Annotated in this window: 9 protein-coding genes; 3 read left to right on the forward strand and 6 right to left on the reverse strand. The window is 44.4% G+C overall.

Annotated features, from left to right (window positions below; all coding sequences use genetic code 11):
* The first annotated feature begins 22 nt into the window (after positions 1 to 22).
* A complete protein-coding gene (locus tag LJD61_RS17075; protein ID WP_255228764.1) occupies positions 23 to 2,218 on the forward strand; it encodes a DNA topoisomerase III in 2,196 nt (731 codons plus the stop codon).
* A 74-nt stretch (positions 2,219 to 2,292) separates the two neighbouring features.
* On the opposite strand, the gene LJD61_RS17080 is transcribed toward LJD61_RS17075, so the two are convergent.
* The 6 genes from LJD61_RS17080 to LJD61_RS17105 all read right to left on the reverse strand — a co-directional run bounded on the left by LJD61_RS17080 (position 2,293) and on the right by LJD61_RS17105 (position 9,927).
* Positions 2,293 to 3,618, reverse strand: coding sequence for an HMG-box domain-containing protein (locus LJD61_RS17080; protein WP_255228765.1), 1,326 nt, complete (start codon positions 3,616 to 3,618; stop codon positions 2,293 to 2,295).
* 153 nt (positions 3,619 to 3,771) lie between these two features.
* Positions 3,772 to 5,835 (reverse strand): 2-dehydropantoate 2-reductase, encoded by a 2,064-nt coding sequence (locus LJD61_RS20600; RefSeq protein ID WP_255228766.1) that lies wholly within the window; start codon positions 5,833 to 5,835, stop codon positions 3,772 to 3,774.
* A gap of 224 nt (positions 5,836 to 6,059) precedes the next feature.
* Positions 6,060 to 6,809 carry a YwaF family protein gene (locus LJD61_RS17090; protein WP_255228767.1) on the reverse strand — a complete coding sequence of 250 codons (750 nt, stop codon included), beginning with the start codon at positions 6,807 to 6,809 and terminating at the stop codon, positions 6,060 to 6,062.
* A 14-nt stretch (positions 6,810 to 6,823) separates the two neighbouring features.
* Positions 6,824 to 7,645 (reverse strand): TPM domain-containing protein, encoded by an 822-nt coding sequence (locus LJD61_RS17095; RefSeq protein WP_255228768.1) that lies wholly within the window; start codon positions 7,643 to 7,645, stop codon positions 6,824 to 6,826.
* Positions 7,639 to 8,667, reverse strand: coding sequence for a hypothetical protein (locus LJD61_RS17100; protein ID WP_255228769.1), 1,029 nt, complete (start codon positions 8,665 to 8,667; stop codon positions 7,639 to 7,641). The genes LJD61_RS17095 and LJD61_RS17100 overlap by 7 nt, the downstream gene beginning before the upstream one ends.
* A gap of 27 nt (positions 8,668 to 8,694) precedes the next feature.
* Positions 8,695 to 9,927: an SPFH domain-containing protein gene (locus LJD61_RS17105; protein WP_255228770.1), complete on the reverse strand. Its 1,233-nt coding sequence runs from the start codon at positions 9,925 to 9,927 to the stop codon at positions 8,695 to 8,697.
* 274 nt (positions 9,928 to 10,201) lie between these two features.
* Here LJD61_RS17105 and LJD61_RS17110 point away from each other — a divergent pair, with 274 nt between their 5' ends.
* Both LJD61_RS17110 and LJD61_RS17115 read left to right on the forward strand, forming a co-directional pair.
* The gene (locus tag LJD61_RS17110; RefSeq protein WP_255228771.1) at positions 10,202 to 10,531 is read left to right on the forward strand and encodes a PadR family transcriptional regulator; all 330 of its coding nucleotides are present in this window, start codon (positions 10,202 to 10,204) and stop codon (positions 10,529 to 10,531) included.
* Entirely contained in the window at positions 10,528 to 11,073 is a 546-nt protein-coding gene (locus tag LJD61_RS17115) for a DUF2812 domain-containing protein (protein WP_255228772.1), read from the forward strand. Before LJD61_RS17110 ends, LJD61_RS17115 begins: the two co-directional genes overlap by 4 nt.
* Positions 11,074 to 11,756: the final 683 nt, after the last annotated feature.

Genomic DNA, 11,756 nt, shown 5'->3' on the forward strand with positions numbered 1-11,756 from the left:
CTATATTGAGAGGATTGTTTGTATGAGTAAATCATTGGTATTAGCCGAGAAGCCTTCCGTGGGGAGGGACTTGGCAAGAGTTTTGAATTGCGGTAAAAAGGACAATGGATTTTTCGAAGGTGAAAAATATATTGTGACCTGGGCTTTGGGGCATCTGGTGACCTTGGCGGATCCGGAGGCCTATGGAGATAAATATGCAACCTGGAAACTGGAGGATCTGCCGATGCTGCCGAAGGAGCTGAAGCTTGTGGTAATAAAGCAGACCTCAAAGCAGTATTCCACCGTCAGGGAGCAGATGAAAAGAAATGATGTGTCCGATATCATAATAGCAACCGATGCAGGCCGTGAAGGCGAATTGGTTGCAAGATGGATAATAGAAAAGGCACAAATAAGGAAGCCAATAAAGAGGCTGTGGATTTCTTCCGTCACGGACAAGGCCATAAGGGAAGGCTTTGCCAGGCTGAGAAACGGCAGGGAATATGAGAATCTGTATGCCTCGGCTGTGGCACGGGCTGAAGCGGATTGGATAGTGGGCATCAATGCCACCAGGGCGTTGACCTGCAAATTCAATGCCCAGCTTTCCTGCGGCAGGGTGCAGACCCCTACCTTGGCGATGGTGGCCAGGCGGGAAGAGGAGATAAATAGCTTTAAACCAAGGGAGTATTATGGGATAAACGCTATAGCCAAGGGTATGAAGCTTATATGGCAGGACTCCCATACCAAGGAAACGCGTATTTTTGACAAGGATAGATGCGATAAGATACTTGCCTCTATTAAGGGCAGGGATGGGATCGTGGCTGAGGTGAACAAAGCCTATAAGAAAAGCTTTTCTCCGGCACTTTACGACCTTACCGAGCTTCAAAGGGACGGCAACAAGCTTTTCGGCTTCTCTGCCAAGGAAACCTTATCCATAATGCAGAGCCTATATGAAAACCATAAGCTTCTGACCTATCCCAGGACCGACTCGAGATATTTGTCTTCGGACATTGTAGATACATTGGCGGAGAGGGTAAAGGCATGCGGTGTGGGCTCATACTCCGCGGCAGCGGCTAAAATTTTAAGAAGCCCCATAAAGGCAAACAAGAGCTTTGTAGATGATGGCAAGGTTTCCGATCACCATGCCATAATTCCCACTGAGCAGAAGGTCTATCTCAGCAGCTTGAACGATAGGGAAAGGAAGATATATGATCTGGTTGTTAAGCGCTTTATGGCGGTTTTATACCCGCCCTTTGAATATGAGGAAACAACCATAAAGGCGAAAATAGGAGATGAAGCCTTCATAGCTAAAGGCAAAACTGTTATAAATTACGGCTGGAAGGAAGTCTACAACAACAGCCTGGATTCTGATGAGGAAGAGGACTCCAAGGATGAGCTGAGAGATCAGATGCTTCCTAAAATAGAAAAGGGAGAAAAGCTCATCATCAATACTTTGGTGCAGACAAAGGGGCTCACCAGGCCTCCGGCACCTTTCAACGAAGGCACGCTGCTTTCAGCCATGGAAAACCCGGCAAAATATATGGCAGGAGAGAGCAAGGATTTGATAAAGACCATAGGTGAAACCGGCGGTATAGGCACTGTTGCCACCAGGGCCGATATAATAGAAAAATTGTTCAACACCTTCCTTTTAGAGAAGAAAGGCAAGGATATATATATAACCTCAAAGGGCAGGCAGCTGCTGGAGCTGGTGCCGGAGGAGCTGAGATCCCCTGCTCTGACTGCAGTTTGGGAACAAAAGCTTGGTTCCATATCAAAGGGCTCATTGAACAAGGATTTATTCCTGGATGATATGAGGAGTTATGCCAAAGCTGTGGTGAGTGAAATAAAAAACAGCCAGGAAAAGTTCAAGCATGACAATATGACCAGGACCAAATGCCCCAAATGCGGCAAGTACATGCTGGAGGTCAACGGGAAAAAGGGGAAGATGCTCATATGCCAGGACAGAGAATGCGGCCATAGAGAAGGACTGTCTAAAATAACCAATGCCAGATGCCCCAATTGCCATAAGAAGCTGGAGCTTCACGGCGAGGGGGAAGGGCAGATATTTGTATGCAGCTGCGGCTATAGAGAGAAGCTTTCTGCCTTCAATGAAAGAAGGAAGAAAGAGGATGTGAATGTATCCAAAAGAGATGTGGCAAATTATCTGAGAAACCAGAACAAAACTAAAGAAGAGCCGATGAATACGGCTCTCGCTGACGCCCTTGCCAAGCTGAAGCTGTAGAGGCGGCCTTTGGATGCAAATGAATCGGGGACGGTCTGAGCCGTCCCCGATTCTTATTCTTTACATCAATGCTCTTACCACATCTTTCCGAAGGCCGGGCTATAATTAAAGCCCCGGCTCCACATATAGGTATTGAAAGTCATTTGCTGAATGGCCATCAATGAATTATGCGCGGCCATGCTCATGGGCTTTTCTTCGGTTCCGGACTTTTCGTTGTTTTTTATAGTCTGGGTTTCCGGGGTGAGTTTGAGAAGATCGCTTCGGACTTTATCCTGTTCGCTCTTGGAACCATTGGCCAGCAATGTCCTGAGACAGATCCATAAGCCTGGAGAGGCGGCGATTTGCTGCCGTTCCTCACCTGTAAAGGTTTTCCAGGTATCCTGAACTTGTTTTTTGATCTCTTTCACCGAATCCGGGGAGATCTGTTCCGGCATCGCTTTGGGATTTTGCCGCAGCAGCCTTGAATAGGCGATGATCTCACTGTATGCGGTCAAAGACATCTCTGTAAGCGGCGGCTCACCGGCAATCACTTCCTTGCCCCGGATTTTCAACTGATCTCGGATTATCTTTACAGCTTCATCGGAATCGGGAGATTCGTCAATCCACTCTATGATGGTCTTTTCAAGTTCGCTCCGCAATTCCTCCAAATCCTTCTGTCCCATCACCAATATAGCTTTAGCAAGCGCCGGATACTGATCGTACTCGGTCAGCTCCTTTTCCGTCAGCGAGCGCCAGCCGCTTTTCAATTCATCCAGAATTGCCTGCTCCTGGCTTCCGGTAAGCGGAGCTCCCAGCGCAAACTCCAAGACGAATATGAACCCCTTGGCATTGGCATCGATTTTGGCGGTCAAATCAGGATCATAAATAATCTCCGGGTCTTTAGAGCTTGATCCGGACGCAAGCGATCCTATGAAACCCTGCAACAGGGCGATGCCGCGGTCACGTGAGCAAACTGCGGCCGGTGCCGTATATGAGAACCAGATAGCTTGTTGACCATCTTTGATAACGATCCCCGAACCATTATATTGTTTTTTGTCAATTTTATCGGAAAGATCAAAGATGACCTGGCTGCCGCCAGTTTTAGGATCCGTCTGCCAATTGGAAGCCTGTATGTTGGGATTGCTCTTTTTCAGCAAAGCGATAAAATCGTTGGCCATGACGGCCGGACTCTTGTCTTTATCGTATGGGATCATTGCCATCATCAGCTGCTCATCCGTTTTTGCATTATCGATTGACACGGCCGATTCATTCGCTATGACCTCCCATTCTTTGGGATAATGGAATGAGAAGCTGCCATCAGCCGCTGTATATTTGGTCCATAATCCGGTCGGAGCAGTGTCGCTGAAACCGCAGGTAAACACCATTGCAAGTATGATCATAACCGCTGTTATTTTTTTCATCAATATCCCTCCTGCACAAAATATGTCTGGGAATACTTCCTAAAGTAAGATATATTATACAGCACTTCTGCAAACAAATCTATACGTATATGAGCTATTTCTGTATACCCGAAAGCAGCAGGAGTGATTCTTTTTGATTCAACTGTTTTTCTATTACTTCTTATCATATATCTTGGGGAGACCTAGCATTTCTCTATATTCATTTGCAGTAGCAGGGCGCCTGCCCAAGAACTCCAGACCCTTAACAATTTCTGCTACTACTGAAGGATTATCCTTTATAACCTCATCATCAAAGGGCCTCATCCATATAGAGTCTTCCATGCCTACCCTTGCGCCTATTATCGGAGGGCCGTACATAGCGGCAAGCATTACGCCCCAGATACCCGCGCGGCCTGACATGGATACCATGACCTTAGAATCCGGATCGATTTCAAGTATTCTGTCACATGCCTGGCGATAAGTGTCCATGAGGGCCCTCGGATTGGTCACGGTGCCCCAGCCCGGCTCTCCCATGCAAATGCGGAAATAATACGGTTTCTTGACTATACCGGTATCTATAAGCCATCTTCTTGCATTGTCTATATCTCCCAGATCATGGCATACCATTTCCGGTTTTATGCCCACAGATTCCATTATCTCACCCATTCCCTGAGTTGCCTTGGAGGTGGAGGGTATAAACAACAGATTGCCCAACCACACGGCTGCGCATGTCAAAGGACAGGTCTCCCAATCATCCTTGAACTCAATCAATGGTCCGCAGGTGTCAAGGAAGTCTTTCCCTCCTTCGGGGCATCCGTCGATGAGCAGGTTTTCCTTTCCATACTTTGCCCTGAGATTATCTATGACCTCATGGAAGCGTGATAATTCAAGGGTATGCATGCCGTTATCATCACGCACGTGAATATGGCAGGCACATGCACCGATATCTATGGATTTTTCTACCTGCTGGTTTATTAAAGCCTGAGTCAAAGGCTGATTTGGATTGACGGACGGCATTATATAAGCGCCGCATGCTGCGATCTTCAGCACGAAAGGTTTTGGAATATCCCACTTAGGTGATCCGGGTTCAAAGAAGGGCCTGCTGTATGTATCGCTCAGCATGAAGCCGATAGAGGGCTGAGGCCAGATGATGCATTGAGTCACATCCTTATATTCATCCATAACCCCCTGGTAATATTCCTTGGGGAATGTATGAAGCCCTTTGCCGCATAGCTCTTTGATATTATCGGGAGTTATCTTTCTTGTACCTGCTTCGATTTCCTTGACCATGCTTGTTATAGCGTCATTTACCGGTGTCTCAACTCCCAGCTTTTTGCCTGCGGCGGAAATATATCCGTTCCAGTAATCGATCTCGGTCTTCTTGCCCTTCTCAAGATCCTGAAGGACTGAGGATTTTATCGCATGGTGATCCTTCAAAACCGCATTCAGCATAGCTGCAGTTTTTTTCAGCACAGGCTCTGATCTTGCCGTAAGCTTATCCGGTGCAGGAAATGGAGCTAATGCTTTTTCCGGGAATGGTATATCGGCTTTCCTGGTGACATCATATGCTTCTGTGATTATCTTTATTGCAAGCCTTGTCGCATTTTCATCAGCCAGGGTATCGCCGTACAGATATCCTGAAATCGCACCCATGCCGCTCATGGATGCATTGACAAACAGCTTATACCATTTAAGCACCACCATAAAGGGTATCACCTTTACTTCAAATGCATACCTCAGGATTTCAGCAGCTTCCAGCACTCTTTTGGACGGCTTGCCCATATATTCTCCGATTTCAAAAATACCGCCGGTAGTCTTTGTAAGGTGGCCGGGCTCCGTATTGTTTGCTCCCCAGCCTGTCATACCCGATACAATCTTGTTTTTGCCTGCCAGGGTAAAGAGTTCATCCTCAGGGATTCCATTCTGCACGCTTAGAATAAACCCATCCTCACTGAGATACGGGAGTATGGAAGGCACTGCTCCTTTGTTGCTGGTGTTTTTCACCGCCAGGATGACCATATCGAATTTGCATCCTGCATCCTCCGGTTTTTTTACCACAGGTACTTTAATGTACCGATCCTGTTCAAGCCCGTCAATATGAAGCCCTTTTTCGCGGACTATGCTGACGAATTCCTCATTGTGGTGAATCAGCACTACATCGACGCCTTTTTCATAGAGCAGCGCACCGGTTATTCCTCCGATTGCTCCGGCTCCAAGAACTGCAACCTTTTTAATCACTGAACTACCCCCTTTTTATTGATTTGCATATTGATTATCCCAGAGCCAGGCTGCCTATATAAGCAACACTAAGCTCTTCATCCTCTAAATCATATTTATGTACAACCTTATCAGTATATACATAGCAAAAGCAAAAAAAGCCGGGCAATGGCTTGAGATGAATGGAAGCAAAAAGAATCGTCCCCGCTGCTTCCGGAAGCAACAGGGACGGCCAATTCTTTCGATTACGATGATGCCTCTAATTCTTCTTTTACTGCATGCTTTTCTACATACAAAACAGGCATATATAGCAACGTGAATACTACTATCATGATCAATTCAAGCCAGATGATATAAAAGGGCCATGGCCCCAATAGGTCTATCAATGATGGCGTATAGGGCTTATGATTTATAAACAGATAATTAGTTTTAAATATTGAGTTTATAAAGAAAACAAATAGAGCATAAATATTGGTGTTTATCAAAACTCTTTTCAATGAACCCTTTCGAACCCTTTTATCTTCTACAAGCAGAAAATAGATTATGGTAGCTATTATAAGGCCGTGGGACAGAAATACCTGGAAAAACCTGAAGTGGGGAAAGCCGTAGATGGATATATCGGGAGTCAGCAATGCTTGTGTGGCCCCGCCCAATCCCCAGAAAAACAGTATTTCAAACATAGATTGATTATATTTCACCAAGATGATTATGCACAAAAATATGGCTATGCTGCATAAATGCAGAGAAAGCAGGGATTCAAACCTTAAATCCTGGTAAAAGCAATCCCATAGCCTGAAGGTGATTTCCTGCACAGGCAAGGCTATAAGCAGGAACGCCTTATAAAATTTGTGAACCCTTTCATATTTGTTCGACAGGTTTGTAAATACGGTAATAAAAAATATTACGGTCGTAAGAGCCAGTATGTGGCTTGTCCCGAATAATGCAAAGGGCTTTATAATACTGGGATTTTTGCTTATGAATTCATAAAATGACATAATAATACCTCTTTCTAAAACTTTCTTCCTCCTCCGCCATGAGACCTTCCACTGCTGGAGCGATGGACTGTGCTTCTGCCGGAAGAGGACGAGCGTGGAGGCTTATTTGCAACCGGGATTATCCTTGTAGTCACATAGCTGTTTACAAGATTATCTTCTGTTATACCCAAATTCAAGTGGCTGTTATTCTTATATTCAAATATCCGGGCCTTGGGCTTGCTCTTATATCTTCTCTTTGTCCCGGACAGGAAGATTAAGCCCGATACTCCGGAAACGGCTGCCCCGATGACCACTTCGGCGGTGGTCAGCGTATTTTCCACCGGCTCAGAGACAGTGTATTGACCCTTTGGGATTCCCTTATTTAAAAATGCTTCGGCAGAGTCCAGGAATGCAAAAGCAGCATCATAATATCTCCTATCGGAAAGCCCCTTATCAAACACATCATCCAATATGCTTTCTATTCTTTCATCCGTCAGGTACCGTATGGCACTCCCCGATGTGGATATATAGGCTTCGCTGTTATCAAAGTCTATCAAAAAAAGTATGCCGTCTCTATCTGCACCTGTTCCATAGCCGTTATAATCAAAATAATCATCCGCATAGTCCCTGGAGCTTTTTCCCTCAGCATCTGAGGTGGTTACGATCACTATATCCATGCTAAACTGCCGGCCCAATGCGATTGCTTTTTGCTCCAGGCTTTCTTTTTCTTCGGCTGTAAAAACCCCTGCCATGTCAACGGCAAAGCTTTTGTCCGCAAATGCTGAAGACATGAAAGCTAAAAGAAAAATAAATATTAGGATTATGGCTGATGATCTGTATATTGCTCTCCTTACCATAGCAGCATCCCTCCTATTATAGAAATTGCAAACACCGCTGCTGCTATCATGCCCGTTGCAGCGCCGAGCTTTTTGCCGTCTACGGGAAGCTCGCCAAAGGATTTGCCCGTCTGGCCATTTACGGCATAGATGTATGTTTTGCCGTGATATATATAAGTGAGTATCCATGCGGGCAGAAGGGTATAATTCCAGCCCTTGATGGATATATCCATATCGGTATTATTCATATATACTTTGTGATAGCTTCCGATAGTATCCTGGAGCAAGTTGGAGGCATAGGCTTTCGCCCTGTCCTCTATACCCGGCTTTATCTCTTCCTTTTGAATATCATACTTTTCTGCAAAAAAACCGCTCAGATAGGACATGGAAAAATCAACGGCCTTTGACTCATCATAGGGAGAGATGGAATCGATGAGGGCTTTATCGATCTTTCTCATGGCTATCTCGTGAATATTATCGACATCGATGGTGCCCCGCCTGTCGATTCTGAACTCCTTGTGCTCCGTATATTCGGTATTTCCGGTTCTCCACACCCTTAGATTAACCCCTTTTCCCGAGTAATTCACATCTGCTTCTACATCGGCCATCCAGTAGGGTATATATATGCCCGTTATTTTCTCCAATTGAGAAGCACTGTAGAAATCCTTGGGAACAAACTTTTTAGTTTCTGCCCAAGATAAGAAACGGGAGACAGCCTTATCCTTATCATAAGCAAATGGGATGATCTTTGTCGGCTTAAACTCTCCTGTAAGCCTTTCGGTAAGCAGCACCGGGTTATGGCAATAGTAGCAGAAGGTTGCAGATGTGGTTTCCTCAGTCACCACTTCCGCTCCGCAGCTATTGCAGATATACCCCATGAGATGCCCATGACCGGCAGATTTATTTTCAAAGCTCTCAGCTAATTTGTCTAATTCTTCGGTGGTAAATTCGCTCAAGCAGTATTCGCATTTGGATTTCTGAATCTCCGGATCAAATTTAAGCCCGCCGCCGCAGCTTGGGCATTTGATGCTTTCAACAGCCATATTATCACTTCCTGAATTCAATATATATCAATTAAACGGATTCCCGCATTCGGGACAGAACTTAGGCTTTTGTCCGCTGATGACATGACCGCAGTTTGTGCATTTGACTTCCTGGGGCCTCTTATTTCCGCATTCTGTGCAGAATTTACCGCTATTTATGATGCCGCAGCCGCATTTCCATTGGTCTGCTGCAGGCTGAGCCTCTGCCGGGGCCTGCTTTGCCTGGGGCTGCCCGGCTTGCCGCGCTTGCTGAACCTGCTGCTGCATTTGTTGCATATTGGCTTGAGATGCTGCACCGATGAAGCTTCCCCCGGCCTGCATGCCCACTCCCATACCCATGAAGGCTGCAACCCCTCCTGACGGATTTGAGCCGGCTGACTCCAGGCCCCGGGCAATGGAGCCCTGGACATAGCCCTCCCTAACGCTCGGGTCTCCAAGCATTGCACCCTTGTTTCGCATATTGATGAGCTCTTTGGATTCATCGTCATATGATATGCTGGCAATTCCTACTGCTTGAACCTCAAAGCCCCTCATCTTTTTCCATTCCTCATCCAATACATTGGACATATATTGGCTCAGCTCACTGCCTTTAGATGCCACATGAGATATCCTGATGCCGTCAACGGACATTTGATTTATAGAGGTTTGTAAGGCTTCCAGGAACTCTGATAAATATTGTTCATTTATATCCTGTATATCAACGATATCCTTATTTCTCGGAATGGCCTCCTGGTAAAACAGCAAGGGATCTGTAATCTTTATGGAATAAGTTCCATGGGTTCTCAAAAACAGCTCCGAGTTATAAAAATTATCAAAATAGTTCAGAGGATTCTTGGTTCCGAACTTGATGCCTTTTATCTCCTGAAGGTTTATATAATATACTCTTTGGGCAGTCGGAGTAACTCCTCCATACTTTATTCGATTGAAGGACTCCTTTACTGCATCGCCTAAGCTGCCCGAGAACAGCGAGGGCAGTGATGAATTATTGACAGTATAATATCCTTCCTCTGCGGTGAAATCTACAACTTTTCCCCCATCCAAAATCATCATAAATTGATTCGGGTATACATGGATGACCGAACCGATAGAAACTGTGTTATCCGTACCCTTTATATTTGAGTTGCGCCTGTCGTTCTTCCTCACCTTGACCCCGCCGGCAAATACGGTTGTATCACTCATATTATCAGGCTCTATGACCTCCAGCCACTGATCCGCCAGTGACCCTCCTATTGCACTCGCCACAGCTTTGATTATTCCCATTTGAAGCCCTCCCATAAAATTGGTATGTTTAATTATATGTTTTTAGTTGCAGCTTAATCTTGAAGTTCTACTTAAAGTATAACACAGTAAAACCCCCTATTAGCAATATGAGCTTTCGATTTAACATATTCTTAATAATATAAAAAAACTGTTGCAAAGTATATCGGAAGGTGATATATTAGGAATACGATATAACGTCTAACGATATAACGATGATGGATATAACTACATGCGATATAGAAAATCATGACAATAATTTTCAGGAGGGGTATAAATGACGGATAGCAACGAACACGGGGCATTGACCGAAGGTGTATACTATATCCTTTTAGCGCTTCATAAACCAATGCATGGCTATGGAATCATGCAGTTTGTTAAGGAAATAAGCAACAACAGGGTCAGCCTGGGGGCGGGCACTCTATACGGAGCCATAAGCACAATGCTATCAAAGGGCTGGATCAAGGCCCTTGAACAGGAAGCAGACAGCAGAAAAAAGGAATATGTGATAACTGATCTGGGGAGGACTATAGTCTTGGATGAAATCAAGCGATTAGAGGAATTGCTTGATAACGGCAAGCGGATTATTGGAGGTTATGAAAAATGAAAAAAGTATGGAAGGCCTTTGTAAACTTTGAAAAAGAAGAAAAATGGCTTAACGATATGGCTGAAAGAGGGCTAAACTTTATAAGCTACAGCTTTGCAAGATATACATTTGAGGAAGGCACTCCGGGAGAGTATATATATAGAATGGAGCTGCTGGAAAAGCTTCCCGAGCATCCCGAAAGCAAGGAATATATAAATTTTATAGAGGAGACGGGAGCTGAACATGTCGATACCTATATGCGCTGGGTCTATTTCCGCAAGAAGAGGTCAGAAGGGCCCTTCGATCTATATTCGGATTATGATTCGCGGATAAAATACTACAAAAAAGTCGCAGCTTTCATCGCCCCTCTCACCGTTGTAAATCTGCTTGCAGCTGTTTACAATCTGCATCTTGGATTATCTATAGGAAACGAGAGCGGTTCTTATGGCAATGCATACATCTCGATAATAAACTGGCTGATAGCATTTATTTTAACCCGGATGCTTATATCTTATATAAGAAGGATTCGGAAAATGGAAAAAGAAAAGCAGCTTTATGAGTAGCAGCAATGTGATAAAAGCAGTGAGGACATTTCAAATCGCCCCACTGCTTTTTAGTGCTTGAGAAGCCTTCTTTACATCAATGTCAAAAATGTGGCAAAAGCATTGCTAAAATTAGTACAAAAGTACCATAAGGATTTGAATGTACTGGCGAATTATGTATGATAATATATAATTATGTATAATCTCTGAAAATCAATATCTGTAAGCCTTGATGGAACTATTTTTTGGATGTGATTTAATGATTCTGAAATTGATAATCTGTTTAATGGTTATTTCTGTGTTTATTTTACTTATTGGCACTGCTATTATTAAGATTTTCAACAATTTTTTGCTGATAAAGGGCTATAAGCTCTCTTTGAAATTTTCTTATATTGTTGCATGTTTGATAATATTTGCATTATCAATTTTTGCAGGGAAAAGCATCCTATCTTATCTCTTGTGACTTAACGCTGAATGAAGTCTTGTTCAAGAGGTTGACGCGGAATATTAACATTGAACGAGACTTCATTCAGTGGGAGATTCGACTCCCGCTGAATTTTAGTCGAGTCCATACTGGACTTATCCGCTCTTGGCATAAGGTGAATTGCCCCTCTGGGGCAAGAGAAGACACCCTGGGGTGCCCGCTGCCTATAGAGGCGGGGGACTTAGAGCGGGTTAGTTAAGTGTTAAAATAATTAATAGAT

Origin of the sequence: Lutispora saccharofermentans, from assembly GCF_024363565.1 — a bacterium.
GTDB lineage: Bacteria > Bacillota > Clostridia > Lutisporales > Lutisporaceae > Lutispora > Lutispora saccharofermentans.

Excerpts from the sequence above, each read along its gene's own strand:
- LJD61_RS17075 (WP_255228764.1), top strand. The coding sequence starts at position 23 with ATGAGTAAATCATTGGTATTAGCCGAGAAGCCTTCCGTGGGGAGGGAC.
- LJD61_RS17080 (WP_255228765.1), bottom strand. The coding sequence starts at position 3,618 with ATGAAAAAAATAACAGCGGTTATGATCATACTTGCAATGGTGTTTACC.
- LJD61_RS17090 (WP_255228767.1), bottom strand. The coding sequence starts at position 6,809 with ATGTCATTTTATGAATTCATAAGCAAAAATCCCAGTATTATAAAGCCC.
- LJD61_RS17095 (WP_255228768.1), bottom strand. The coding sequence starts at position 7,645 with ATGGTAAGGAGAGCAATATACAGATCATCAGCCATAATCCTAATATTT.
- LJD61_RS17100 (WP_255228769.1), bottom strand. The coding sequence starts at position 8,667 with ATGGCTGTTGAAAGCATCAAATGCCCAAGCTGCGGCGGCGGGCTTAAA.
- LJD61_RS17105 (WP_255228770.1), bottom strand. The coding sequence starts at position 9,927 with ATGGGAATAATCAAAGCTGTGGCGAGTGCAATAGGAGGGTCACTGGCG.
- LJD61_RS17110 (WP_255228771.1), top strand. The coding sequence starts at position 10,202 with ATGACGGATAGCAACGAACACGGGGCATTGACCGAAGGTGTATACTAT.
- LJD61_RS17115 (WP_255228772.1), top strand. The coding sequence starts at position 10,528 with ATGAAAAAAGTATGGAAGGCCTTTGTAAACTTTGAAAAAGAAGAAAAA.